The organism is Halalkalibacter alkaliphilus (genome assembly GCF_023555415.1).
Taxonomy (GTDB): Bacteria; Bacillota; Bacilli; order Bacillales; family Bacillaceae_D; genus Halalkalibacter; species Halalkalibacter alkaliphilus.
Map to the genome: position 1 here is coordinate 172,557 of NZ_JAKRYL010000001.1, position 25,662 is coordinate 198,218.

Consider the following 25,662-nt stretch of genomic DNA (forward strand, 5'->3'; position numbering starts at 1 on the left):
AATGCGGTTTGAAGAATTACCAACACCTTGTTATGTAGTAGATGAAAATCTTTTGGAAAAGAACCTAAAGACTTTAAACGGCGTCATGGAGCGGACAGGTGCGAAAATCATCCTGGCACAAAAGGCTTTCTCGATGTCGACGATGTACCCCCTTATTGGGAAGTATTTGAGCGGGACAGCAGCAAGCGGGTTATATGAAGCAAGACTTGGTCATGAAGAGTTGGGCAAAGAAAATCATGTCTTTGCCCCAGCTTATCGTGATGATGAGATTGACGAAATCATTTCTTATTGTGATCATATTATCTTTAACTCTTTCTCGCAGATAGAAAAGTTTAAGGACAAAGTACTTCAAGCTGGTAAAAAAGTCGGCTTGCGTATCAATCCTGAGCACTCTACTCAGGTTGGGCATGCGATTTATGATCCATGCTCACCCGGTTCACGTTTTGGTGTTACCATTGAGAACTTCCGTCCAGAGCTTCTTGATGGTGTATCTGGGTTTCATTTCCACACCCTTTGTGAACAAAATTCTGACGACTTAGAAACAACACTTAATGCAGTCGAAGAAAAATTCGGCCCTTGGCTATCACAAATGGAATGGATCAATTTCGGCGGCGGCCATCACATTACTAGAGAAGATTATGACATTTCATTATTAGAAGAATGTATTAAGAGAATGCAAACGAAATACGATTTAGAAGTATATCTTGAGCCAGGAGAAGCAATTGCGCTAAACGCCGGATTTCTAGTTACAACGGTTCTTGATACCCTTCAAAACGGTATGGATATTGCCATCCTTGATACGTCTGCAACATGTCATATGCCAGATGTACTTGAAATGCCTTATCGCCCTCCTCTTCTAGGATCAGGTGAAAAAGGCGAAAAGTCATTTACATATCGACTAGGTGGACAAACATGTCTTGCTGGTGATGTCATTGGAGAATATTCATTTGACGAGCCATTAAAAAGCGGAGATCGATTAGTGTTTGGAGATATGGCGATCTACACAATGGTGAAAAACACAACATTTAACGGAATGCCATTACCAGCGATAGCTCTGAAAGATAAAGATGGAGATTACCGTATTGTACGTGAGTTTGGTTATGAGGACTTTAAGGTGAGACTTGCGTAATCAATTGGAAGCACGATCTCAAAATGGTCGCTCTCCTCTCAAAGATTAAATTTGAAAGAACCAGATTCTTATAAGAGAATTTGGTTCTTTTTCTTTTGGTTATGTTAAATACAAAAATCGATATAGAAAGAAAACAGACGTTTTTTGAAAGGGAGCCGACTTTCTTTATCTACATATGTAACAAAACGGACACCCTGCTTTGTTTATTACCTCGTATAGCTACATGAAAATATGTCAAGTCACCTTCTACTCCACTTCCTATTCTTAAAAACCACAAGGAATTACCGTAACCAATGGAGAATTTTATATAGATGAAAGCACTTACTTAAAATACAGGAGGATTCATAATCAATGAAAAAAACAATTTTCATAACAGGCGCAGATAGAGGATTAGGTTTAGCTCTGTCAAAGGTTTTCTTGAAATCTAATTTCAAAGTTTTTGCTGGTCGCTACATGACGGAGTGGGCTGAGCTTGACGAATTAAAGAAGGAGCATGGTGATGATTTACACATTATTACATTAGATGTTACCGATCAGCAATCTGTGGATCATGCTGCGGACTATATTAAAGAGCAAGCCGGCCAATTAGATATTTTGATTAACAATGCAGCTATTTATAAGGATCGCTCTGAGGATTTATTTGGAGAGTTTAATTATGACGATATGATGGCTCATTATAACACCAATGCCTTAGGGCCGTTACGTGTATCCAAATCTGTCGTTCCATTATTAATGAAAGGTGATAGTAAGATCCTCGCAAATATTTCTTCAGAAGCTGCGAGTTTAGCAGATTCTTGGAGAAAGAAAGAGTATGGCTATTGCATGTCAAAAACTGCATTAAATATGCAATTAACGATCTTACAAAACCAATTAGAGGAATATGGAATCAAAGTATTAGCTTTCCATCCAGGTTATGTGAAGACGTATATTTTTGGTGACTTTAATCCTGATGCAACGATTGATGCGATCGAATCAGCGACTGGGATTATGGAGCAAATTTTAAAATCCCCGGCGATCGATGAACACATGTACATTGACTATCAAGGAAATAAACTAAACTGGTAAGGAGAGATAAGATTGATTAGGATCATAGCACTAGTAGGCGATTACTGGCATGCTGGAGATGATGCCAAAGTTGGTTTGGAATCTGCAATTGACAGAATGCCAAACAAAAAAGACGTTCACCTTCAGTACATTACTCACGAGGAAGTTTCCAAAGCTCTAGATGAGAAACCAGACTTATTGATCAATGCAAAAATGGATCAACTAAACCCTAAGGATGAACACGTCATTACTTGGTTAACAGAAGAATTGGACCAAAAGCTTGCCACCTATGTTAAGGAAGGAGGCAGCGTGCTAGCTTGGCATGCTGGGATGGCTGGATATAAACGGGAAAGCAAATATATTCAAATGTTACGAGGATCTTTTGACTATCACCCACCGGGACTTCAAGAGGTTACATACATGTTGAAGGAAAATGAAAAAAGCGGAGAAAATACATTCCTCCTTACCGATGAGCAGTACTTTGTCCACTGTGATGTAGATAACACAGAAGTCGACCTTTGGAGCACAGGTGTTGATGGCGATTCGATCGCAGGTTGGAAGCATTCCTATGAAAAAGGGAGGGTTTGCTGCTTTACTCCAGCCCATACAAAGGAAGGAATGTTGAACAAAAATGTCTCGAATTTGTTAGTAGAAAAAATACTTTGGACGTTATCAAAATAGGTTATTAGGATGAAATTGGGTTCTTCCAATTCTCTCCTTTTTAATTAACTAAAAAACTTAGCTAAGAAAAGAGTAAGGATGAAATTCATCTTTGCTCTTTTTCTAGGAGGATTCAGAATTTAATTAAGCCACATATCCTGACTAATAAATTGGTCCTCCTCTAAACATACAGAACCTTATTCACTGATTATACAAAATCCCTCTTTATTTTTCGATTGGTTGTCTTTCTTTTATATATTGATAAACCCAAATTGTCAAAAAGAGCCAAAACCCACTTAATAAATAAGCTCCTACCACATCGCTTGGAAAATGCACCCCGAGATAAACCCTGCTTGTCCCAATAGCAAGGATCATAACTGTACAAAAGGTGACTAACAATGTTCGCCCAAGCGCGCTTTTAATATGCCTCCAAAATAAAAACGTAACAATTCCATACAAAGTAAAGGCAGCCATAGAATGTCCACTTGGATAGCTATAACCTGATTCCATTACGAGTTGCTCGAATAAAGGTCGCTCTCTTTTAAACGAATATTTAAATAGTTGATTCATTCCAGTTGACCCGAGCGATACAATAATGAACAAAATGACTTCATCTCGTTTTCGATATAGCTTATAAATAAGTAAGAGCAATAAGATGGAGATTATAATAACAGGCCATGTATTTCCAACAAAGCTTAATGCTTTCATTCCTTTTGTTACAATAGGGTGCTCAAGTGTACGAACATAGGTTATGACTTTTACATCTATTCGAAGGGTTTTTTCGGTCATAACAAAATATGTAAGGACAATAAAGCTGATTAATGGTACAACACCTAAAAAAAGAAGCTTTAAAAATAACTTTACATTCAATAATAAACACCTGCCAAAAGAAAAGGTATCTATGTATTGTTAGATACTTTTTTAGGTTTATGCACTTGAAGTAAAGTTGGCTACCAATTTATTTGAATTTAAGGTATTTCTGCCCAGCACTTTAGCTTTCTGCATTGGGGCCTTTTCACCACTTTCTTAAATTAATCCGATAATCGTTTTGCTTGAACTTTCATAAAGATTCCTCTTCTGGCTTTAATAAAAAAATTGGATCTTCGTAACTCTGATGAAGGTCTTTTCCTCGTTATTCTGCAATTTGGGTCTTCATCCTCCCCATGATGCACTTTTCCCAACTTCTCCTACACTGTTTAGGTCTTCATCCTGATCATGATGCACTTTTCACTACTCCTCCTACTCTGTTCGGGGCTTCATCCTCCTCATGTTGCACTCTTCCCAACTCCTCCTACGCTGTTTCGGGCTTCATCCTCCTCATGTTGCACTGTTCCCAACTCCTCCTACGTTGTTTCGGGCTTCATCCTCCTCATGATGCACTTTTCATAACTCCTATTCCAAAGTTTAAGTCTTCATCCTCTCACAAAATGATTTTCTTCATCTTTTTTTGAGAAAGACGAATAATATCTCTCTAAACACATATTATAAGGTTGTCGCTTCGTTGGGCTATAGCCAAGCGGTAAGGCAACGGACTTTGACTCCGTCATGCGTAGGTTCGAATCCTGCTAGCCCAGCCACATTTATTACATAACCGAAAAAAAGCTGCCGAGTATCATATCAATACTCAGCAGCTTTTTAAATCATATTCTATTACTCACCTGTTAAAGGAATAACCGCACCATCATACGTGTCGATAATGAACTGTTGAACTTCTTCAGATTGAAGGATTTCAACTAATTTTAAGATCTCAGCACGATTTTCGTCTTCTGAACGAACAACAACTAGGTTTGGCTGAAGAACATCTGCTCCTTCAAACGCAATACCGTATTGCTCGATGTCTACTCCACCTTCAAGTGCATAGTTTGTGTTAATAACAACTGCCTCTCCTTCTCCTGCTTCAAATGAAGGAGCTAGCATTCTTGCTTCTACTTGCAACTTATCAAACTGTAAGTTTTTAGGATTAGATACGATATCCTCAACTGTAGCTAAAGCACCTTCTTCAATATCAAGCTCAATTAAGCCAGCTTCTTCAAAAATTGGAAGAATACGTCCATGGTCACTAATTGAATCACTCATGATAATTGTTGCGCCTTCTGGAAGCTCATCTAAGCTGCTAAATTCTTTAGAATACACACCGATTGGCTCAGCATGGATGGCACCAATGCTAACAAAATCAAAATCAGGATTTTCATCTAATTGCATCGCTAAGTAACCAGGTGTTTGGAAATAGTTAGCGTCAATATCGCCATCACGTAATGCTTGGTTTGGCAAGATATAATCTTGGAATGTTACAATCTCAAGCTCAATGCCTTCTTCAGCTAAAAGTGGTTGAACATATTCAAGTACTTCTGTATGTGGCACAGCAGATGCCCCGACTACTAGCGTTGATGTTTCAGCTTGTTCTCCCTCTTCACCAGCTGCATTTTCTGTTGTTTCTTCTTCTGCAGCACCGCAAGCTACTAAAGATGCGGATAATGCCGCTACACCAAGTAAGCGTAAAAACTTTTTCATAATTAAAAATCCCCCTTGTTATCGTTTATCTGTTTTATTTGTAAAGTAGTCACCGATCCACTGAATAAGAAAGACAATGATTAAAATGACCACTGTTGCAACTAATGTAATTTGACTATTGTTACGTTGAAAACCCTCAAGATAGGCAAAATGTCCAAGTCCACCTGCTCCAATTACACCAGCCATAGCCGTGAAGCTAACTAATGAAATGGCCGTGACGGTAATACCAGAAATGAGTGCAGGCAGCGACTCAGGAATAAGGACTTTTCGAATGATATCCCATTTAGTTGCGCCCATTGCTTGAGAGGCTTCTATCACACCTTTGTCAATTTCCCTTAGTGCCATCTCGACCATCCGAGCATAAAACGGAGCTGCTCCAATGATTAAGGCTGGTAAGGCTGCATTGGCTCCAAGCATCGAACCAACGAGCATACGTGTAAATGGGATTAATAAAACAATTAAGATAATGAACGGAATCGAGCGAAACACATTTACAATCAAACTAAAAATCGTATTAATCCACTTGTTTTCCCAAAGGTTTCCTTTACTCGTTAAATACAATACGAGGCCTAAGATTAACCCAATGATAAATGTCGCCGCGACGGAAATTCCCGTCATATAAAGAGTCTCGAGTGTGGCGTCCCATAACCGATCCCACCTTACCCTTCCAAACCATTGATCAAGCATGGGCGATCACCTCCACTTCCACTTCTTTTTCGCGGATAAAGGCAATAGCTTTGCCGATTTCTTCTTTGTCGCCCGTTAAGGCCACAAATAATGTTCCGTACGAACCCTCTTGGATTTTTGTTAGTTTTCCTTGGATAATGTTGACCTCGACATCAAAGTGTCTGATCAACTGGGTGATCAATGGACGTTCTGCTTCTTCCCCGACAAAAGTCAACTGTACCAGCTGGCCGTCTGGATAATCAGCAAGCATATGATCAACTGCTTCGACTGTTTCATCAGTCTCTGTAATTTGCTTAACGAATTCCTTTGTCATCTTCTCTTTTGGTTTACGGAACACTTCTCGTACAGGCCCTTGCTCAACAATCTTTCCAGCTTCCATTACCGCAACTTGATGACAAATCTTTCGAATGACATGCATTTCGTGCGTAATTAATATAATGGTCAATCCTAAACGCTCGTTAATATCTACAAGCAAGTCCAAAATTGAATCCGTCGTTTTTGGATCTAATGCCGACGTTGCTTCATCACAAAGAAGAACTTTCGGGTTATTGGCCAATGCACGTGCAATACCGACACGCTGCTTTTGTCCCCCACTCAATTGGGATGGATAACTTTCTTCACGGCCCTCTAAGCCAACGAGCTTAATTAATTCATCCACTCGCTTCATTCGCTCGGTCTTCTTCACACCGGCAATTTCCAGTGGAAACGCAATGTTATCCCGTACAGTTCGTGACCAAAGCAGATTAAAGTGCTGAAAAATCATCCCAATTTCTTGTCTAGCTTTTCGAAGCTCTGTTGGTTTTAGTTTTGAAAGATTTCTACCAGCAACTACAACATCACCCTCGCTTGGTCTCTCAAGCATGTTTAGCATTCGAATTAATGTACTTTTTCCCGCACCGCTATATCCAATAACACCATAGATTTCACCTTCATTGATGGTAAGGTTAATCCCATCAACTGCTGTAACTGGACCATTTTTTGTTTGAAATATTTTTCGAATTTCTGTTAATGAAATCATCCGCTTCTCCTTTCCCCTATAGAAGCAATTCCTATAAGAATACTCAAATTTATCACAACATTATTCTGATTTATTATTGCCACATAGATGTAAAAAAACCTTTCTGCATAATGAGCAGAAAGGTTTTTTTACATCCCTTTCTCTCATCTTTCAAAGCATTACACTTTGCAGGATTTAGCACCTTCTTAGATCGCATTCGATCCAACGGTTGCCGGGCATCGTCGGGCCAGTCCCTCCGCCACTCTGGATAAGAGTCTATGACATTCAGTTATTTGTTTATATTAGCAATGAGAGAATGATAGCACAATCAAAAAATGATTGTCAACAAATAATATTACATCGATATAGTTTTTTTATTCAGATTTATCGGAAAATAAAGTAGCGGTACTCCCTTTTACTTTTTTACTCGCCATAACTCCGCATTAACTCGCCATGTACAGAAAAGAACAAAAAAGCACGATCACTCGTCTCAGTTAGACCGATGATCGTGCACCGCGCATTAAGAGAGTTAATCAAAGAATTTATAAACCTCTTCTATACTACTAGTTTCCAATACAATCTCTTCAGTGTCAAAAATAATATAGAAAGGATATTCTTCTATGCCTAATTCTTTCGCACCACTTGGTAGGTTAGAACCACCTATGTTCACACTACCGGTTTCAATTTCTTCTAAGTCATCCATTAAAGCCATCAACTTGTGAACATGATCAATATTCTCTTCATATGTTCTTGAACTTTCAAAATAACCATGAACTGTATACTTACCATTATCATACGACTTTAAATTGGCAATCACATCATCTCTCGTCAATTCAACTGTGAAAAAAGTAACTTGTTCCGCTTTATAATATGGAAACCCCTTTTGTTCTTTCATCATTTCAAAGAACGTTTTCCTATCACTATTAATTGCCGTTCTTGTTTCTTTAAAGTTCCCTTCAACCCAAACCCTCACATTGCCTGATTCTGCTTCACCGATGGTGATCTCTTCTCCTTCATCATTTAAAAGTATAGTGCTATTCGTTAATTCAACCCAATAACCATATATATAGTCTGGAATATAAAAGTCCTGTTTTTCTCTAGGAGTTAAATCATCATCAACATACACAAAGAATAATGAATTTAGTTCATCTTCATAGTGAATCATCCCTTGAAAATCTGGTTCTTTTTCTAGCGCCTTCTCTGTTTCACTACAGCCAACAAAAAGAAAGAGCAACGTAACTACAAATAATAAGTGTTTCATAGTTTAAAAACCTCAACTTTTCTGCTCAATTGTGTTATTTTCTATCTTAACATTAATCTCCTTAAGTTGGGGTAAACATAAAACCTTTGTCCCATCCATATAAGCACTACTCATTCACAACCAATTCAAAGTCTATTACAGCTGTCCAACCACAAGTAAAGCGAACAGTGCTAGAACTGTTCGCCCTTACCTTTCTGTTATGGTGCAAACGGAAAGTATGTGAAAGTAACGACAAAAAGTGCAAATGCTCCGAAACATAAATAAATAAGACTGAATAATATATCCAAACTAATTAATCCCCATTTTTGCCAAGACTGTTTCTTTAACGCAGCATTGATCCAGCGGTAATTAATCATACCAAGTAAATAGAGTGCTAGAACAATAAAACAAGGTACGACCCATTGCCCGACAGGTTCTGAAGTTTCTACACTTCGTTCTACAAAGAACCCCGATTGGAGTTTAATTATTTGACTAACAACAATAAAAATGACGGCCATTATTCCCCCAATTCCACCAAACCATTTCTTTTCTTGTTTTGTCATACCAATTAACAAAAACCCACCAACCACAGCAAATAAAACAAATATAGAAAAATCGATTGTGACCATCCCCCTTCACTTATCTCACACTACCCTATTCAAATCTACTACTTTGTTTTAAATTTTAACACTAATTCCCAATTTAAGTTAATAAAATATAAATGGTTCAGATATCGTGAAACTATTCTGCAAATTATTTCGTATTATTACATGCTGAAATTTCCATGAAAGTGAGGAGAGTAAATGGCTGTATTAACAGTGTAAAAAAATCATTTGGAACCATTCATGCTGTGCAGGACATCAACTTTTCAGTAAAAGCTGGAGAAGTATTTACGATCATTGGTCCAAATGGAGCAGGAAAAACAACCACTCTTGAAATGATTGAAGGGTTGGTTACACCGGATCATGGAGAAATACACTTTGGTGAGTTGAACTAAAAGAAAATCAATTGTAGCAACGAGGTAAGTATTTGTATACGAACAAAATGGGGGTATCTCAAAAGGTCAAAAACGGACCTTTTAAGACACCCCCTCTCCTAAATCGTCATTCACCCTTCATCCAAACGCTTACCTATGGACAATTCCTTTGTGGATTTACGGATCACTAACTCTGGCGGAAGCATAATGCGTTGCTTGTTTCCTAATTCCCCATTAATTTCACTAATCAATATATCAACAATCTGCTTACCTATTTGTTCAATTGGTTGAGCAATGGTTGTTAATGGCGGATCGCAAATCGTTGCTAGTAATGTATTATCAAATCCAATGACAGAGAAATCGTTTGGGATATCTAGCTGGAATGATCTTGCCGCACGTGATACTCCTATTGCTAAAATCTCATTTCCTGCAAAAATGGCCGTAGGAGGTTCTTTCAAAGACAATAATTCTTCGGTTGCCTGTTCTCCTCCTGTCACTGTTGGTTCTACTTCTCGGATGAGTGTGTCATCAAAAGGTAAGTCCATTTCAATCATTGCATCAACATACCCTTTTATTCTCTCGTGACTGCTTCGAACATTTTTTTCAGCAATCATTGCTATTTTTTTATGGCCAAGAGAACCAAGATAAGCAGTAGCTTTATAACCACCTTTGTAATCATCAACAGAAACGGTATTTAAATTAAGAGCAGGGATATCCTGACTAGTTAATGCAACTGGGATCCCTTGCTTCACCATATTTTCAATTAAACCAACTTGCTTAAAACGGGATGCTAGTATACAGCCATCCACTTTTTTTCTCAATAGTAAGGAAATGTATTTCGCTTCTTTCTCTTCACTATCTTTTGTACTGCATATGACTACACTAAAGCCACGTTCATGAGCACGTTCTTCCATACTAGCTGTAATTTCTGCGAAAAAAGGATTAGTTAAATCCGGAATTAATACCCCTATTGTTTCCGTCCTCTTCCCTGTCAGAGCAGAAGCGAGAACGCTAGGTTGATAGTTTAATTCCTCCATAATCTTCAAAACTTTTTTTCTTGTTTCTTTACCAATTCGTCCATTATTATTAATCACTTTTGATACAGTTGCAATAGATACTCCTGCCTTCTTCGCAACATCATAGATAGTTGGTTGCATAATAATTTACCTTTCCATGTCTGATATCCCTATTCAATAAGAGTCATAGCGTTACCAGCATTTCTTCTACTTTCGTTATGTTACAGAATCATTATTTTTTAGTTTAGACATAATACTCCTACTTTAATTATATACTTACGTGAAAACGATTTCAAGGCGCTTACTAATGCTATCAACAACCCTTTTATTTATGTACAATCAATGAAACTCCCCGGCGTTGTACTTATCTAACAGTAGCTCTTGAACAAATTGAATGCATTCAGGAGATAAAGTAGACCTTTCAGAGTGAATGATATCGCCATATGGCCTGCCGCCAACAAATTTAACCTCTCCTTCAAATTCTTTTCCACAAACGTAATCGTATCCAGATAATTTCACAAACGTTGTTTTATGTTCAGTATTTCTAAAGTCAATTACTCTTAGTACGTGCTGTTGTTCCATAATGAATCCTCCAATTGCTTTCTAATAATTTATAATCCCTTTATCAACTAGGACATTTTTTAATGTCCCAACAGACATAGGTAGAGATAAGAGTTATCTTCGTATCTTCCCCCATTTGTGCCTCGAGACATTCGCACTCTAATTCAATAGCTCATTTTGCATGTTTCCCCATTACTATTCTATAATTACACTTCCCCTGTGTCACTCCCTAGGTCAACTGTCGTTACTAATTCAATATCACTCAGGTTTCATTAGTATCAATTTAAAGAAAACACAAAAAAACCTAGCTATCATCAGCTAGATTTTCATACCGTTAACACCTTAGGAGACCCAACCTGTCTAACATCACTCATACTTGTCTTATAGAAATCAATGCTTCTGAGATGGAACTGTGATGTTTGTTCGTTCCGTAGGTTCATAGAAATTCCTTTCAGTTATTTACTCTCACTTACTCAAAAATTTCATCCATACAGCACGATACACTTAATTGCTTCACATCTAAGATCGCTTGCTCATTCATCCATGGATTTGTTTCCCGTACTAATCGTGGTTAGATTGGATTCTTGCCCCATCCCTCTAACAACTGTTAGCTTGTTTGGTCTTTCGTTAATAATTCTTCTTAACGGAACCAACGTAGATGGTTGAGCCTCCTAGTGTGTTAACTGTTGTATTTCTTGTTATCTCTTTCTAATGTAATTATACCATAATGATTAAATTGAAATGTGTGAAGATTCTTTGAATTATCTTCAAGCTATTGTATTTTCCCCGCTATCATCATTGTAAACTATTCAACATCAACGATAAAATTAAGGAAAGAGGGGTGAGGGGGCGGTCCTATGGAGATGTTAGGCATGATACTTGGCGGGGTTGGGCTTTTTCTACTCGGAATGCATTTAATGACCGAGGGCTTAAAGGCACTAGCAGGAAACGCATTAAAAGATTTACTGAGAAAATTTACGGGAGGGACCTTTTCTTCCGTTTTATCAGGAGCATTTATTACAGCTTTAATTCAGTCCTCAAGTGCTACGACCTTTATGACGATTGGATTTGTAAGTGCCGGTTTGTTAACCTTTAGTCAGTCGATAGGTGTCATTATTGGAGCTAATGTGGGGAGCACTAGTACGGGATGGATTGTTTCTGCTATTGGGTTTCAAATTAAGATGTCTGTACTAACTTTGCCCTTGATAGGCATTGGGGTATTATTGAAGTTTTTATTTAAAAATAAGTTTGAAGCTCACGGTATAGCATTAGCTGGGTTTGGCTTATTGTTTCTAGGTATTGATGTCCTGCAAAATGGGATGGGTAACTTACCTGCTTTTATAGATTTTCATAATTTTGGTGGAGTCCAGTGGTGGTGGACGATTGTTTTAGTTATTGTTGGAATCATTTTGACGGTCGTATTGCAATCCTCTAGCGCTGCAGTGGTAACGACTCTTACAGCGTTGCATACTGGGGCGATCGATTTTCACCAAGCGGCCATTTTGGTTATTGGACAAAATGTTGGGACAACTGTAAAGGCCTTTTTAGCCGCAATGGGTGGAACAATCGCCGCTAAACGAACGGCAACGGCTCATATTTTGTTTAATTTAATAACAGGGGTTGTTGCCTTGCTTTTTCTCCATTGGTTGTTACAAATCGTCTCTCTAATTACAGAAGGATTGCATATTACGGATCTAGCAGTCGCATTAGCTATTTTTCATACATTATTTAATATGATTGGTGTCGTCGTAGTTTTAAGCATTCTTCCTTGGTTTAAGATATTGATCAAACGAATTGTTCCAGATCAAGATGAGAATTATCATCAGTTTTTAGATCCAACTGTTGCATCTGTTGGACCCATTGGAATAGAGGCATCTAAAAGAGCAATGATTCAAATTCTATCGTCTATTTCTGTAAAAGCCCAAAACTTACTACTCAAGAAAAACGCTGTAGACTTTAGTAAGGAAGAAAAAGGATTACAAGAGGTGCAAGAGTTTTTAACGGCGATTGCCAACCCTAATACTCATCAGCAATACGAAGAACATGTCGGAATGATTCATAGTTTAGATCACGGAGAAAGACTGATCAGAGCTTTAAAGGAATCAGAGGATTATATGGATGCTGTAAAAACTGATCAGAGGGTAAATGAATTAGTAGGACAACTAGCAGATATTTTTGAAGAAACCATTGATAATATCGAAAAAAACAATTGGGATCATTTAGTAGAAGTAACAGAGCATCACTCTTTTGCAATTGCAGAGCTGCGAAAACAGGACCGTCAGAAGCTATTCGAATCTACCGTCACCGATCAAACAAACATTCAATCGGTAATAAAAATTGTACAAACGATTCATTGGATAGATCGTCTCGCTTATCATTTATGGAGAGCCGTACATCATTTAAAAAGCCAAGAAGAGATAAAGTTGATGAAGCGAAAAAATAAGTAATCGACTAATTATCTCCCTTCCAAAAATTGTTGCTCATGACTGTCATCTATATGTTAAAAATAATAAGGCAACACGTATTTCATTAAAATGACCAGGGGAGGTTTGATTATGACGAAAAATAGTAATAAAAGCGGTGGTACGAAACAGAAAAAAGGAAGCAGACCTAAGCATAAAACAAGTAGCAGTGCAAATGGACGAAATAGCTACCACTAATATATAACATAAAGTGTCTGTCCCTTCGACTCGATTAGGGACAGACACTTTTTTTACTCCTCAGTAACTCGATTTCTAAATGCCTCTTTTGTAACCAAGTATCCATCTTCTTCAATATTATTTTTCGGCTTCTTCATTTCACTACCTTTTGGAAATGCACCGGGATGACTTTTTCTCTTATGATTAAAGCTTTTTCCAGTTGCCAATACGATACCCCCTTTTTAAGTTGTTCTTACATAGTTTTTTCATATTTGTTGTAGTTATGCATGGTTATCATACTAAGGCAGCTTTTCAAAAGGAGAAGTTTGGAATCAACGTTCAAAAAATTTTTTATTCAAACCGTATAACCTTTCTGAAAAAGCATATTATATAAATGTCGCTTCGCTGGGCTATAGCCAAGCGGTAAGGCAACGGACTTTGACTCCGTCATGCGTAGGTTCGAATCCTGCTAGCCCAGCCATTTTCTTTCCACAGGAGCTTCTTTCAACCAAGCATAATCCCCTCACCCAATACAAAGTGCATCTAAATAATAAAATTAGCAAAAACATACAAAATTACGATACTAATGACAATCGTTATGTTAGATATAGTAGCAACTAGACGAGTAGTACTATATTTAAATTCGACCGCAAATACTAAGGCAGATGTTGCAACAGGTAGTAATAACCCAATCATGATTGTATATCGAAACATCTGATCGTATGGAAGGATAAAATACAAAGCTACACCAACTATTAAACCTAAGCTATAGCGAAAAGTTAAATATTTCAATATTGGTTTTATAAATTGTTTTTCAACTTTAAAGTTCAAATAAAGTCCCAATAATAATAAAGATAAAGGAATATTGGCTGCTGAAATTGTACTTGCTACATGAATCAGTGTATCAGGCAATTGAACATTACTAAAATTTAATGCACTCGCAATTATATAGGTCATTAAAGGGATAGACTTGCCAAGCTTCTTAAATATATCTAATGGCTTAAGACGTAGTCCTTCTTTTGAAAAGTAACTTCCAAAAATATAGGCAAGTCCAAAGACAATAAATGATGTTCCAACATCAAACATACTAAAATGTGTTAACCCCTCCATTCCCCACATTGCATAAACGAGAGGAAATGCAAATAATCCAACATTAAATCCGGAGAGCATTAGAAAAGAGCCTTTCAGTTCTCTTTCCTCATTTTTAAAAACTAACAAACCGAGAAACACTGTTATTAGTCCAAAAATGAACACGATAAATGGTAAATAAATTAAAGTAGTATCGATATCCACTGAATGAAATGTAACAATTACTAAAGCAGGAAGGGTAATTTTAAAAATAATTTTTGAGATAACTTCCCCATCTTTTTCTTTTAATATATTGAAACGTTTTAATAGGTACCCAAGACCAATAATTAAAATAATATAAAGAAATTCCTGGTTCATAAAAACATACGCTCCTCAGAGTATTTGTATTTTCATAAGAAAGAGTTTGAGTAAAAAAGCTACTCCTCCCACTATAGCTTGAAATACAAAAAAATTCATATAATTAAGACTACGAACCAGAATTATAAATGTCTAGAAATATAAATTTTGGCCTCCTCAGCGGTTTTATCACTGAAATCCATGTACCTATGGTGAACGTCTATTATTTCAATGATTGCTCCTTGTACTAACTCTTTATTTTCCCATTCACGCAGAGCTTGTACAACTTTTTCTAAACAACCTTCTTTATAACTAATTTGACCAATTACATGAATGATCATATTTCGTACCCTTTTTACGGTTTCAAATTGAACCTCTTTCAGTAATGGCAACACTTCTTCAGGATGGGTCCTCCCTCTTAATTCAATACCATGAATGACTTCTCTTCGAATTTCTGGATCGGGGTGATGTAAGTATTTTTTTGAAATAGACAGGACCGGCTTTGGATTGACCTTTCCCATTTTTTTGAACGAACCAATCACTGCATTTCGAACAGAATGATGTTCATCGAATAAAGCCTTTTCAAAAAAAGCCATCACACTACTTGCATCTTTTTTTCCTATTTCCCCAAGCGCATTCACGATTGTCTGTCTAATCTTCTCGTCGTCATGTGCTAGCAACTTTTCCGCTATTTGAAGAACCGCTTCTTGCAAAGGTGGATTGGAATGATACAGACGCCCCATAATAAGATAAGCATTTTTTCGAATGTATGTATCTTGATCCGCCGCATATTGAAGTAGATAATCAATTTTATTTTGTTTTACATCGAAAGTAATATTGCCTTCCATAGTTTTGTAGACATGTACTCTTTCTTCTTTTGAGAGATCATAATATCCCATAATGCTTCTCCTTTATCATACAAGCCTATTTCTTCATTTGTCGGTATAAATCAATCGATTTATATTCTTGGGATAAGACTTCAACCATTTTTTCTCGCCGCTTGTCACGTGTTTTCTGTTGCTTAGCAGAAAAAATAAAACGAGCCCAATCTCTTTGATAACCTGGTGTGAGATTTTGGAAAAAACTAAGCTCAGTTGGATAATCAGCTAGTAGTTTTTCAACATCTGGTACATGGCCTTCATAATCTGCAACGCACTGGCTTGCAGCGGATGATTTTTTTTCCTTCTTTTTCTCACGCTTTAATCCAACGACAGTGAAGATGTCATCCATGCTAACCATACGTGAAAACTTCAAATCGCTGTTCTCTACATATCCATCTTCCCCTACTTGCATCGCTGGAAAAATCTCATCTCTGTGAATGTAGGTTGTATATCTTTTGTTGCCTTTTTTCGGATAAGCAAAAAATACGTATCCTTTTTCAAGTAAGCACTGATCTTGGATGATACGCTGAGTATGCTCAATCATTTCGTTAACTGTTTCTACAAAGACAAAAATCGCATCATGGTCATTAGATAATGTCGTCTTGAACTCATTGAATAAATCATAGTCATGCGGTTGATTAATAACGGCCATGTTTGTATATTTATTAAGATTTAGTTTATTAATGATCGTCATTAGTAGGCTCCTTTTTAAAATAGTCTTTATTTAATTCAACTATACGAGCTTTTCTTAGTACATTGCAATTTTTTTCTTATTACGTCCCTTTACTCACCGTAACTTTTTCCTTACTTTCCATAACGCCTCAAACACTCCCCACTTTGGTGCTACTAAGACAAAGAAGCTGCGATCTCAAAGAGAAATCAGCAGCTTATTCTAATTCTTATTCTTTATTTCGCGGCAGTAATCTTATGATCTTCTTTCGCTGTAACTAAACTAGATGCTAGTTTCAAAATACCATTCCCTTGAAAGCGGCGACTATAATTCAATGAAACCGTTCTTTTAATAAGCTGAGCATATAGTTCCGGTTCTGATAACAGACAATCAAACTCTTTCTCACTCTGTTCAATAATAAGCGCGGCCGCTCCTGATATATGCGGAGCTGCCATCGATGTTCCTGATAATACCGCAAATTCATTATTAAGGTAGGTAGAAAGGATCTCTTCACCTGGGGCAACTAAATCAATCTTACAATTGGTATTACTAAATTTAGAAATCTCTCCTCTTAAATTCACCGACCCGACTTGTACTACTTCTGGAAAGGCACCCGGATAGGCATACTCGTCTGTTTCATCTTTTCCGTCCCCTTCATTACCAGCAGCACAAACAACAAGGATATCCTGCTGTATCGCTTCTTGAATGGCCTGATGCAATTCAGGATTATTTTCCCTACCTCCTAAAGACATAGAGATAACGCGTACTCGTTCACCGTTTTCTCCTCGCCAATTTTTCGCATGTCGGACACCTTCTGTTACCCACTTTGTATCTCCATACCCTTGTCCTGACAAAACTTTTAGGACAAGAAGCCTTGCTTTTGGTGCTACACCAATTACACCCTCGTCATTCTTAGCAGCGCAAATCGTCCCACAAACATGAGTACCATGGCCGTTATAGTCTTCAAAAATGGTTCTATCACCGTTGTCATCTGTTGTAAAATTATACCCATCAATGATTTGATCCTTTAGTTCAAAATGATCGGAATCACAACCTGTGTCCAGAACAGCAATAACAATTCCTTCACCAGAATACCCTTGCTCCCAAACAGAAGGAGCCTCGATTAACTCTATCCCTGGTGGAATAACTTTTGTATTTTTCATGACAGTTTGAACAGTATAAGGGATTAAGCTTACTTTACTCAATGCGATTCCCCCTTTTTGAATAATGGCGACATATATTCCATTTATCCTCATTACGCCACTTCAAATATAAACATTTTGTATCATTTTAAATTTTCATGCATCATTCGACTAAGCTCGTATTATAATAATCGATAAGAAGGTTTTCATTTTGTATAGACGTTTCCTTAAGGGAAGCGTCTTTTCTTTTTGGACTTTTTTCTGAGTTCTTTCACATTTTTTAATCCGAGAGTGATGGAAGAGAAAACTGTGGCAGCAAGCACTGACAATTTTAGAAAAAGCTCCAGCCACTCCAACACGACTATCACCTCCTTGTTTACAAAACAAGCCCTACACAGTATTTAGATGACTGGCAAGGCTTGTTCGAGGTAATTCATAAAGTGGCTTAGCACTTTAGGATAATTATGGAATATATGTCACTTATTATTCTATCATGATCAGAGGCGTCAAGGTGGAAAAATACGAATATTCGTTCGTTTATACTGGTTAGATTTCTATCCTAAAATCATTATTTATTACTTAATCCCTAGGTCAAGCACCTTTATTGACTAGAAGAAGGAGGAATGGATTAGAGTTATGACAAAGGTCGACTTATCGGCTATTTTTCTTATAAAGATGTCATATAGGACCTTCATATTTAGCTCTATCAGATTAGAAGAAACCCACACAAGAAGCCCACATGTTATTAGAAATATATCTACCTTACGCTTCACTAGCATTCTTTGCCCAAACTCTTTAAAAAATCAGCAAAAAAAACATAAAATAAGCTAGAAGAGACGTTTACTTCCCAAAATGTCTCTTCTAGCTTTCATTTGCACAATCTTTTTGATTATATTATTCACATAACTTTTTCCATGCAGAATACTTGCTCAAAGCTTGCAACTTCATAACCTAGGTCTCGCGCAACGGCTTCATATATAACATATCGCTCAGCTACATTTAAACCTTTTTTTAATGCTTCATTTTCTAAGAGTGCTTTTTTTAATCCTTTATTCGCTATCTGCAAAGCGTAAGGAATTGTTACATTGGTTAATGCAATCGTTGATGTTCGTGGAACAGCACCAGGCATATTCCCAACGGCATAGTGAACAACACCATACTTTTCATAAGTCGGTTGATCATGTGTCGTCACCCGGTCAGCCGTAGCAACGATCCCCCCTTGATCAATGGCTACATCTACCACCACAGAACCTGGAGCCATTCTCTGAACCATTTCATCTGTTACTAGCTTTGGAGCTTTAGCACCTGGGATCAGAACGGCTCCAATAACTAAATCAGCATCTGCTACTGCTTCGGTAATGTTGAGAGAGTTTGACATCAATGTTGTAATGTCACTTTTATACGTATCGTCTAATTGACGTAGTCGATCAGGATTAACATCGATCATGGTCACCTCTGCTCCAAGACCTATAGCTATTTTGGCTGCATTCGTCCCAACAATCCCTCCACCAATGATCGTGACTTTCCCACGTTTTACTCCTGGTACACCGCTTAGAAGAATCCCCTTTCCACCCTTTGTCTTTTCTAAAAGTTGTGCTCCAATTTGAGAGGCCATCCGTCCTGCTACTTCACTCATCGGTGTTAGTAATGGTAAGGTCCCATTGACTTCAACTGTTTCATACGCTATTGCTACTACTTCATTTTTCACAAGTGCCTCCGTCAAGAATGGTTCTGCGGCCAAATGCAGATACGTGAAGAGGATTAACCCTTTTCTAAAAAAACAATATTCTTCTCGCATAGGTTCTTTGACTTTCATAACCATTTCCGCTTCCTTCCACACTTGTGCTGCATGTGGTCTTAGCATAGCCCCTGCTTCTTTATAGTCGTCATCAGTAAAGCCACTTCCTCTTCCTGCTCCACTTTCAATTAAAACTGTATGTCCTGCTTGGGTAAAAGCCAAGACACCCGCAGGGGTTATGGCTACACGGTTTTCGTTGTTTTTAATTTCTTTAGGCACTCCAATTATCACGATGCTTCCTCCTACCACTACGATTTTGATAGAGCCGAAACTTCTAATGTTTTAGCAGTCTCAATTAGTACTTTCGTACATAAATCAATCTGTTCAACTTCTACGTATTCATCAATGGCATGGGCTTGATCCAAATGCCCTGGACCAAAAACAACTAAATTACGATTTCCTGTTTTTAAACCGATCATACTAACATCTGTGTAAGCAGGAAATCCACTCTGTTGTAATTCGGTCCCAGTTACATTGGAATAAGCCTTGTTGAAGCAATCAATCAGTGGACTATGATCCCCAGTTTCCACAGGAGGACGTTCCCAACCGTAATGCTCCGTCCTTGCCTTTGTTCCCTTTACTTTAGCACACCCTTGTTGAACTGCATCTGCAACTAATTGATTTGCCTCTTCCTTAGTCATTGGAGGGACAAGACGAAAGTCTAATTCCATGCGACATGACCCTGCTACCATATTCGTTTTATTCCCACCTCCGATCGTCCCAACTGAGACAGCTGGTGCACCGAAGATTTCATGATGATAAGGCAATTTTTGTACTTTCTCTTTAATAGAAACAATGATCTCAGCGGCAGCATGAGCTGCATCTGCTCCTAAATGAGCATTTCCACCATGAGAGCTTTTCCCCTCTACCATCACCTCATACCAAATCGTTCCTTTATGAACAGTAGCTAGCGTTGCATTGGTTGGCTCTGTTGCAATTAACAGAGCATCATCTGGAATTAGTTGTTCATCAACAAGAGCGACCGCTCCCTTCATATACGGACCTTCCTCATCGATACTAGCAATCACATATAAATCTCTACTTAATTGAATGTTTTGTTCACTGATTTCCTTAATTGTCATTAATGCAGCAGCCAATCCACTCTTCATATCACATGCCCCACGTCCATATAGTTTGCCATCGATGATCTCACCCCCAAAAGGATCGACAGACCACGTTCCTTCTACTGGAACCGTATCCATGTGAGCAATGATAACAAGAGGAGGCAAATTCGATGAACTCCCCTCATACTTAGCAATAACATTAACTCTCCCTTCTTCTACTACTTGTGTTGTTACCTTTACGTTATTTAGTTTTCTAAGCCACGTTTCTACAAATGTAGAGCATTCAAGCTCAATACCATTTGGATTTTCCGTTGGTATTTGAACTAGCTTCTGTGTTAATTGGATAGCTTCTGAATGGCCAGACATCATTAAATCCCCCTTGCGAAATAAGTGATCAAAAACGTTTAAGGTTACATTTTTTTCACTAATTGAATTAATCTAAAAAAGTATAACCCACCTTTTAGAGCAAATTTTTATACCGTTTTTCTTTTTTCTTCAGACTCTTCAATCAATTCCGGATGGTATTCCTTGTTATAGTCATACCTAGCATCTTCAAATCTCTTAACCACTTTATTGTCTGTTCTTTTTAACATTAAACTAATCGAAATAAATAAAATTGCATTGACAAGTAGTCCCCAAACCCCTGCATGATAGCCAAATGGAGCAGAAAATGCGGGAATAAATGTAATTAAAAGAACGGTTGTGATCCCACCTAAAAGTCCCCACATCGCACCCATTGGATGAGCTCGGCGCCAAGTAATTGCTCCAATTGTTGGAACAACTAACTGAGCTGTTCCTGCTAAAGCTGCAATACCAACAGTCACAAGAACACCAGGTACTGTTAAGGCCATAACATAAGCAATTAAGGAAAAGATGACAAGAGACCAGCGTCCCACTTTAACAATACTTTGTTGACTAGCATTGGGATTGCCGTATCGTTTATAAATATCCAAGGTCACAATCGTAGACATTGCATGGATTTGTGAGTTAGCCGTAGACATGGCTGCCGCTGCACCTGCTGCCAAAATCAATGATGCTAAAGCAAACGGTGCATAATTGGTGAGCATGATTGGTAAAATTTGATCGGCATTTGCTACATTGGGTTCTAAGAGAACACCAGAGAATCCTGTTAATAGAGAACCCATATAAGCAATTGCTGCTAATCCTAGTAAGAAAGGCATTAGATTGAAGAGCTTGCCACTTTTAACTGCGTACATACGTAACCATAGTTGTGGTCCCATAAATGCCCCAACCGCTGTAACTACACAAAGCGAGAACCACATTGGGAATCCCATTGTCCCTTCAGGCCCTGGTAATGTTAGATGATCTGGACTCGACTCTAATAAACTATTAAAAAGTCCAGTAGGCCCACCAAGGTTTTGGGAAATGTAAAGACCAGCAAACATCATTCCAAAGAAAAGGAGCGCACCATAAATAATGTCAGTCCAAGCAACCGCACGAATTCCACCGACCCAAACATAAACAACTATAATGAAGTAAAAGATTAGAGCAGCGAACCAAAAAGGAATAATCCCTCCTGAAGCAACCTCAATTAAATATGCTCCTCCAGTCAGTTGAATTTGCAAATATGGTATAGTAAAAATCAGTAAAATACCCGCAACGACCATCCGTAATTTTTCGTTATTATAAAAATCACCTAATAAATCAGATGGCGTAATATAATTGAATCTTTTTCCCAAGTACCAAACTCGTTTTCCGATCCAATAATACATAAAACCAAATAATAGATTCCAAGCCATAGCCGTTAGATAAACCGGACCACTCGTATAGAAAGTAGCATTTGATCCTAAAAATGCAAACGAGCTCCACCATGTTGCTGCTACCGTAAAAAATACGGCAATAGCCCCCATTCCTCTACCTTGAATAAAGAAATCTTCACTCGTTTGCGTTGATTTAGTAGCCGCAAAAAAACCAACAGCTAACGGGATAAGCATAAATGCTGCAATAATTAAAACACCAATCGTCATTTGTACATCCTCCTCCCTGTTTTCCTTTATTTAGATGACTCAGATTTAATAGGTTTACTTCCCCAATCAGTTAGATAGGCAATTAAAAAGAGAGCCGTTCCGATAAACCACCATAATAAATTCCAAAACAGAAAAAATGGAAGTCCAAAAACAAAAGGATCACTAGTATTTGCCAACATAATTAAAGGTGTTTCCAAAACAACGAAAACAAGAATAATGAGGCTATACAACAATACTTTTTTACGTGGATACCTTGATAACATAAGAAAAGTCCTCCTTTTTTATTCTATTATTGTTCAGAAAGAAGCACTGTTCGTTTTATGTTGGTTTCCATAGGATAAATGGCAGATGACGCATCCTATTCCTCCTTTGCATTACTTCTCAAGATTATTGTTCGATATAATAGCTCTGTTCCTAAGGAAATGTCTGTATAGTTAGCACTCTCTTTCGGATTATGACTGATTCCGTCCTTACACCGGACAAAGATCATCCCAAAATCACAAATAGATGACATGGCTAATGCATCATGAAATGGACCACTCATCATTTCTGGAAGTGACTCATCAAACAAAGTTCTTGCAGCTGTTCGCATCTCTTCTAATATTTCATCTGAACAATAGCGCGGATCACTTTTTGTATCTACCGTTATTGTTTTTGTTACTTTATGACGATCACAAATCTCATCTATTGCTTCATAAAGTTTGTTTTCAATCCTATCGCGGCGCTTAATATCAATATCTCGGAGATCAATCGTGAATCGAACATGTTCTGGTATAATATTTCTCGAGTTCGGAAAGACCTCTAATTTTCCAACGGTCGCTACAGTTGGAGCCTCCGGTTCTTCAGACGCTAGTTCTCTGAGCTTGGTCGTAATTTCCGCTGCTGCTACTAACGCATCTTGTCTATAAGGAATAGGAACAGAACCTGCATGACCTGCAAACCCTTTAAGTTCAACCGTTAACCATAATGGGCCCGAAATCCCTGTCACAAGACCTACTGGTTTCTCAGTTTTATCTAAAATTGGCCCTTGTTCAATATGCATTTCTAGGAAAGAACCAATTCTACCTTTAGGGTAAACAGCGTTCTCAACTTCGTTTGGATTACACCCAAATTCAACTAATGCCTCTCTGCGCGTTATCCCATTTATATCTTTTCTTTCTAATTCACCTTCCTCGAGTTGACCAATAATTCCTCTAGCACCAAATAAACCTTTATCGAAACGACAACCTTCTTCATCGGAAAATGCAATTACCTCAATCGTCCGCTCCGGATTATATCCTTGTTCGTTCATTGTTTGAATTGCTTCAATGGCGCCAATTACACCAATTGTTCCATCAAATCGTCCACCATACGGTTGGCTATCAATATGTGAACCTACAACAAGGATTGGAAGAGAGTCATCACTTCCCGTCCACTGCCCAATTAAATTTCCGACTGCATCAATTCTAGTACTTAATCCGGCCTCCCCCATCCATTTCTCAACTAGAAGTACTGCTTGTTTATCTTCTTTAGATAGGGTTAGTCGACATACTCCTGTTTCTTGAATTTTACCAATTTGCGCTAACTCTATTAATCTTTTCTGTAATCGATCATGATTAATTTGAATAGGTTTATTTATCTTTATACTAGTCATTACTTTCCTCCGCTCTATATAATACAGGTTCACTCTATTGTATTTGACCTAGTCCCATTTTTTGTCTAACATATTGTCCCTAATATATGGTTTGTATTTTACATAATGTAAAATTCTAAATTATGTGCCTCACCTCCGTTATCCTTAAACACAATATTAAAGCGCTTACAATAAAAACTATATATGAGAATGATAGAACTCCAAATAAGCTATCATTCTCGTTTTCTATTATTCGGATTCAATCGCCATCAGCCCACATTCTAATGAAGCAACCACCTTTTCTAGCTCTTCGTCCGTCAGTACAAATGGTGGGGAGATCGTAATAATATTATTATGCCCTGGAACAGTATCGCCATTTTTCCCAAGTATTACGTGATTCTCCTTACATACAGAAAGGACTTTCATCATTTTCTCATCAGAAAGAGGCTTTTTAGATCGTTTATCTTCAACCAATTCGATACCAGCAGCAAATCCAAAGACACGAATATCCCCTACTACTTTATAATGTTCCAAGCGCTGTAGTTTTCTCTCAATCTGTCGGCCTAACTCTCTTGCACGTTCGACGAGGTTTTCATTTTCAAGGATTTCAATATTTTTAAGAGCAACCGCACAAGAAACGGGATTGCCACCAAAGGTGTTCACATGACGGAAATGGTTCTGGCCACTGTTGTCTTTAAAAGAATTATAAAGGTCCGCTCGAACAGCCGTAATAGATAAAGGTGCATATGCACTTGTCAAGCCTTTAGCCATCGTTACGATATCTGGCTTAACTTGAAAATTTTGATGTCCAAATTTTTCTCCAGAACGTCCAAACCCACATATTACTTCATCAACAATCATCAGAATGCCATACTCATCACATAGTTCACGAACCTTTGTCACATATTCTTTCGGAGGAATAATTAGGCCACCACCAGTAATAGTTGGTTCCAAAATAATTCCCGCGACTGTTTCAGCCCCTTCCCACTCAATCGTATCGCGAATGGTTGATACGCATTCTAGCTGACAACTAGACGGCTCTTTTCCAAAAGGACAGCGGTAACAGTATGGCGGTGGGACATGTTTGAATCCATCTGGAGCAGGGCCATACAATGACTTACGAATCGCCTGCCCTGTTGCTGCCATCGCACCGATTGAATTCCCGTGGTATCCTCTGTACCTAGAAATAAACTTATAGCGTGTTGATTGCCCATTCTGAGCAAAGTATTGACGAGCAATTTTAAAAGCAACTTCATTCGCATCGGATCCGGAATTGGAGTAGAAAATGCGATACTCTCCTTCTAGCCATTCATTAATTTTATCAGCGAGTTCAATGCCAGGTATATGACTTTGAGACATTGGGGAGTATGCCAACGTTCCCATTTGACTTGCTGCTACTTCCGCAATTTCTTTCCGTCCATGGCCAACATTTACACACCACAAACCACTCATACCATCTATATAGTTTTCCCCATCAACATCTTCAATCCAACTGTCTTTCCCAGAAACAAAAATCATTGGATTTTCATTATGCTTCGACATATGGTGCCACATATATTTTCGATCTTTTATTAACAAGTCCTCTTTTTTATTTGTTTCTGTTCCTTTAGTAGTCATAAGGC

24 protein-coding genes, 2 tRNA genes and 1 riboswitch are annotated in these 25,662 nt (G+C 37.9%); of the genes, 7 read left to right on the forward strand and 19 right to left on the reverse strand.

Going from position 1 to position 25,662, the window contains the following annotated elements; all coding sequences use genetic code 11:
* The first annotated feature begins 1 nt into the window (after position 1).
* The 3 genes from nspC to MF646_RS00800 all read left to right on the forward strand — a co-directional run bounded on the left by nspC (position 2) and on the right by MF646_RS00800 (position 2,854).
* Positions 2-1,129 (forward strand): carboxynorspermidine decarboxylase, encoded by a 1,128-nt coding sequence (nspC, locus tag MF646_RS00790; protein ID WP_250094579.1) that lies wholly within the window; start codon positions 2-4, stop codon positions 1,127-1,129.
* A gap of 351 nt (positions 1,130-1,480) precedes the next feature.
* Positions 1,481-2,194 (forward strand): SDR family oxidoreductase, encoded by a 714-nt coding sequence (locus MF646_RS00795; protein WP_250094580.1) that lies wholly within the window; start codon positions 1,481-1,483, stop codon positions 2,192-2,194.
* 12 nt (positions 2,195-2,206) lie between these two features.
* On the forward strand, positions 2,207-2,854 hold the full coding sequence (locus MF646_RS00800; protein ID WP_250094581.1) for a ThuA domain-containing protein: 648 nt from the start codon (positions 2,207-2,209) through the stop codon (positions 2,852-2,854).
* A gap of 204 nt (positions 2,855-3,058) precedes the next feature.
* On the opposite strand, the gene MF646_RS00805 is transcribed toward MF646_RS00800, so the two are convergent.
* On the reverse strand, positions 3,059-3,703 hold the full coding sequence (locus MF646_RS00805; RefSeq protein WP_250094582.1) for a phosphatase PAP2 family protein: 645 nt from the start codon (positions 3,701-3,703) through the stop codon (positions 3,059-3,061).
* 632 nt (positions 3,704-4,335) lie between these two features.
* Between MF646_RS00805 and MF646_RS00810 the strand changes: the two genes are divergently transcribed.
* Positions 4,336-4,410 (forward strand) — tRNA-Gln (locus MF646_RS00810).
* A gap of 73 nt (positions 4,411-4,483) precedes the next feature.
* On the opposite strand, the gene MF646_RS00815 is transcribed toward MF646_RS00810, so the two are convergent.
* The 5 genes from MF646_RS00815 to MF646_RS00835 all read right to left on the reverse strand — a co-directional run bounded on the left by MF646_RS00815 (position 4,484) and on the right by MF646_RS00835 (position 8,897).
* Complete coding sequence (locus MF646_RS00815) at positions 4,484-5,344, reverse strand: MetQ/NlpA family ABC transporter substrate-binding protein (RefSeq protein ID WP_250094583.1); 861 nt, start codon at positions 5,342-5,344, stop codon at positions 4,484-4,486.
* Between the two features lie 18 nt (positions 5,345-5,362).
* The gene (locus MF646_RS00820; protein WP_250094584.1) at positions 5,363-6,031 is read right to left on the reverse strand and encodes a methionine ABC transporter permease; all 669 of its coding nucleotides are present in this window, start codon (positions 6,029-6,031) and stop codon (positions 5,363-5,365) included.
* On the reverse strand, positions 6,024-7,049 hold the full coding sequence (locus MF646_RS00825; RefSeq protein ID WP_250094585.1) for a methionine ABC transporter ATP-binding protein: 1,026 nt from the start codon (positions 7,047-7,049) through the stop codon (positions 6,024-6,026). The genes MF646_RS00820 and MF646_RS00825 overlap by 8 nt, the downstream gene beginning before the upstream one ends.
* Positions 7,050-7,189: 140 nt before the next feature.
* A riboswitch (SAM riboswitch) is annotated at positions 7,190-7,303 on the reverse strand.
* Between the two features lie 254 nt (positions 7,304-7,557).
* Positions 7,558-8,289 (reverse strand): hypothetical protein, encoded by a 732-nt coding sequence (locus MF646_RS00830; protein WP_250094586.1) that lies wholly within the window; start codon positions 8,287-8,289, stop codon positions 7,558-7,560.
* Positions 8,290-8,486: 197 nt separating this feature from the next.
* Positions 8,487-8,897 carry a hypothetical protein gene (locus tag MF646_RS00835; protein WP_250094587.1) on the reverse strand — a complete coding sequence of 137 codons (411 nt, stop codon included), beginning with the start codon at positions 8,895-8,897 and terminating at the stop codon, positions 8,487-8,489.
* Between the two features lie 155 nt (positions 8,898-9,052).
* On the opposite strand from MF646_RS00835, the gene MF646_RS00840 reads away from it, so the two are divergent.
* Complete coding sequence (locus MF646_RS00840; protein WP_250094588.1) at positions 9,053-9,265, forward strand: ATP-binding cassette domain-containing protein; 213 nt, start codon at positions 9,053-9,055, stop codon at positions 9,263-9,265.
* 110 nt (positions 9,266-9,375) lie between these two features.
* Here the strand turns inward: MF646_RS00840 and MF646_RS00845 are convergent, their stop codons facing one another.
* Positions 9,376-10,401: a LacI family DNA-binding transcriptional regulator gene (locus tag MF646_RS00845; protein WP_250094589.1), complete on the reverse strand. Its 1,026-nt coding sequence runs from the start codon at positions 10,399-10,401 to the stop codon at positions 9,376-9,378.
* A 198-nt stretch (positions 10,402-10,599) separates the two neighbouring features.
* Positions 10,600-10,842 (reverse strand): hypothetical protein, encoded by a 243-nt coding sequence (locus tag MF646_RS00850; RefSeq protein ID WP_250094590.1) that lies wholly within the window; start codon positions 10,840-10,842, stop codon positions 10,600-10,602.
* A gap of 836 nt (positions 10,843-11,678) precedes the next feature.
* Here MF646_RS00850 and MF646_RS00855 point away from each other — a divergent pair.
* Positions 11,679-13,268 (forward strand): Na/Pi cotransporter family protein, encoded by a 1,590-nt coding sequence (locus tag MF646_RS00855; protein ID WP_250094591.1) that lies wholly within the window; start codon positions 11,679-11,681, stop codon positions 13,266-13,268.
* A 266-nt stretch (positions 13,269-13,534) separates the two neighbouring features.
* Here MF646_RS00855 and MF646_RS00860 read toward each other — a convergent pair whose 3' ends face one another.
* Positions 13,535-13,687 carry a hypothetical protein gene (locus MF646_RS00860; protein ID WP_250094592.1) on the reverse strand — a complete coding sequence of 51 codons (153 nt, stop codon included), beginning with the start codon at positions 13,685-13,687 and terminating at the stop codon, positions 13,535-13,537.
* 179 nt (positions 13,688-13,866) lie between these two features.
* Here MF646_RS00860 and MF646_RS00865 point away from each other — a divergent pair.
* Positions 13,867-13,941: transfer RNA gene (locus MF646_RS00865), tRNA-Gln, on the forward strand.
* A gap of 62 nt (positions 13,942-14,003) precedes the next feature.
* Here MF646_RS00865 and MF646_RS00870 read toward each other — a convergent pair.
* The 10 genes from MF646_RS00870 to MF646_RS00915 form a co-directional block, all read right to left on the reverse strand.
* Positions 14,004-14,906, reverse strand: a complete 903-nt coding sequence (locus tag MF646_RS00870; RefSeq protein WP_250094593.1) for an AEC family transporter — start codon at positions 14,904-14,906, stop codon at positions 14,004-14,006.
* Between the two features lie 122 nt (positions 14,907-15,028).
* Entirely contained in the window at positions 15,029-15,784 is a 756-nt protein-coding gene (locus tag MF646_RS00875; protein WP_250094594.1) for a HEAT repeat domain-containing protein, read from the reverse strand.
* Positions 15,785-15,809: 25 nt separating this feature from the next.
* Positions 15,810-16,460, reverse strand: coding sequence for a YdeI/OmpD-associated family protein (locus MF646_RS00880; protein ID WP_250094595.1), 651 nt, complete (start codon positions 16,458-16,460; stop codon positions 15,810-15,812).
* 212 nt (positions 16,461-16,672) lie between these two features.
* Positions 16,673-17,599, reverse strand: a complete 927-nt coding sequence (locus MF646_RS00885) for a S8 family peptidase (RefSeq protein WP_250094721.1) — start codon at positions 17,597-17,599, stop codon at positions 16,673-16,675.
* Positions 17,600-18,476: 877 nt separating this feature from the next.
* Complete coding sequence (ald, locus tag MF646_RS00890) at positions 18,477-19,607, reverse strand: alanine dehydrogenase (RefSeq protein WP_250094596.1); 1,131 nt, start codon at positions 19,605-19,607, stop codon at positions 18,477-18,479.
* Between the two features lie 17 nt (positions 19,608-19,624).
* Complete coding sequence (locus tag MF646_RS00895) at positions 19,625-20,806, reverse strand: M20 family metallopeptidase (RefSeq protein ID WP_250094597.1); 1,182 nt, start codon at positions 20,804-20,806, stop codon at positions 19,625-19,627.
* A gap of 107 nt (positions 20,807-20,913) precedes the next feature.
* Positions 20,914-22,428: a sodium:solute symporter family protein gene (locus MF646_RS00900; protein ID WP_250094598.1), complete on the reverse strand. Its 1,515-nt coding sequence runs from the start codon at positions 22,426-22,428 to the stop codon at positions 20,914-20,916.
* A 26-nt stretch (positions 22,429-22,454) separates the two neighbouring features.
* Entirely contained in the window at positions 22,455-22,691 is a 237-nt protein-coding gene (locus MF646_RS00905; RefSeq protein ID WP_250094599.1) for a DUF3311 domain-containing protein, read from the reverse strand.
* Between the two features lie 95 nt (positions 22,692-22,786).
* The gene (locus MF646_RS00910; protein ID WP_250094600.1) at positions 22,787-24,061 is read right to left on the reverse strand and encodes a M20 family metallo-hydrolase; all 1,275 of its coding nucleotides are present in this window, start codon (positions 24,059-24,061) and stop codon (positions 22,787-22,789) included.
* 228 nt (positions 24,062-24,289) lie between these two features.
* Positions 24,290-25,657 (reverse strand): aminotransferase, encoded by a 1,368-nt coding sequence (locus MF646_RS00915; RefSeq protein WP_250094601.1) that lies wholly within the window; start codon positions 25,655-25,657, stop codon positions 24,290-24,292.
* Positions 25,658-25,662 lie beyond the last annotated feature (5 nt).

Bases quoted from the DNA above. Each gene is read 5' to 3' on its own strand.
- MF646_RS00915 (WP_250094601.1), bottom strand. From the start codon at position 25,657: ATGACTACTAAAGGAACAGAAACAAATAAAAAAGAGGACTTGTTAATA.
- MF646_RS00895 (WP_250094597.1), bottom strand. From the start codon at position 20,806: ATGTCTGGCCATTCAGAAGCTATCCAATTAACACAGAAGCTAGTTCAA.
- MF646_RS00820 (WP_250094584.1), bottom strand. From the start codon at position 6,031: ATGCTTGATCAATGGTTTGGAAGGGTAAGGTGGGATCGGTTATGGGAC.
- MF646_RS00830 (WP_250094586.1), bottom strand. From the start codon at position 8,289: ATGAAACACTTATTATTTGTAGTTACGTTGCTCTTTCTTTTTGTTGGC.
- MF646_RS00855 (WP_250094591.1), top strand. From the start codon at position 11,679: ATGGAGATGTTAGGCATGATACTTGGCGGGGTTGGGCTTTTTCTACTC.
- MF646_RS00880 (WP_250094595.1), bottom strand. From the start codon at position 16,460: ATGACGATCATTAATAAACTAAATCTTAATAAATATACAAACATGGCC.
- MF646_RS00795 (WP_250094580.1), top strand. From the start codon at position 1,481: ATGAAAAAAACAATTTTCATAACAGGCGCAGATAGAGGATTAGGTTTA.
- MF646_RS00905 (WP_250094599.1), bottom strand. From the start codon at position 22,691: ATGTTATCAAGGTATCCACGTAAAAAAGTATTGTTGTATAGCCTCATT.
- MF646_RS00870 (WP_250094593.1), bottom strand. From the start codon at position 14,906: ATGAACCAGGAATTTCTTTATATTATTTTAATTATTGGTCTTGGGTAC.
- MF646_RS00840 (WP_250094588.1), top strand. From the start codon at position 9,053: ATGAAAGTGAGGAGAGTAAATGGCTGTATTAACAGTGTAAAAAAATCA.
- MF646_RS00845 (WP_250094589.1), bottom strand. From the start codon at position 10,401: ATGCAACCAACTATCTATGATGTTGCGAAGAAGGCAGGAGTATCTATT.
- MF646_RS00875 (WP_250094594.1), bottom strand. From the start codon at position 15,784: ATGGGATATTATGATCTCTCAAAAGAAGAAAGAGTACATGTCTACAAA.
- MF646_RS00910 (WP_250094600.1), bottom strand. From the start codon at position 24,061: ATGACTAGTATAAAGATAAATAAACCTATTCAAATTAATCATGATCGA.
- MF646_RS00815 (WP_250094583.1), bottom strand. From the start codon at position 5,344: ATGAAAAAGTTTTTACGCTTACTTGGTGTAGCGGCATTATCCGCATCT.
- MF646_RS00900 (WP_250094598.1), bottom strand. From the start codon at position 22,428: ATGACGATTGGTGTTTTAATTATTGCAGCATTTATGCTTATCCCGTTA.
- MF646_RS00885 (WP_250094721.1), bottom strand. From the start codon at position 17,599: ATGAAAAATACAAAAGTTATTCCACCAGGGATAGAGTTAATCGAGGCT.
- MF646_RS00825 (WP_250094585.1), bottom strand. From the start codon at position 7,049: ATGATTTCATTAACAGAAATTCGAAAAATATTTCAAACAAAAAATGGT.
- MF646_RS00835 (WP_250094587.1), bottom strand. From the start codon at position 8,897: ATGGTCACAATCGATTTTTCTATATTTGTTTTATTTGCTGTGGTTGGT.
- nspC (WP_250094579.1), top strand. From the start codon at position 2: ATGCGGTTTGAAGAATTACCAACACCTTGTTATGTAGTAGATGAAAAT.
- MF646_RS00850 (WP_250094590.1), bottom strand. From the start codon at position 10,842: ATGGAACAACAGCACGTACTAAGAGTAATTGACTTTAGAAATACTGAA.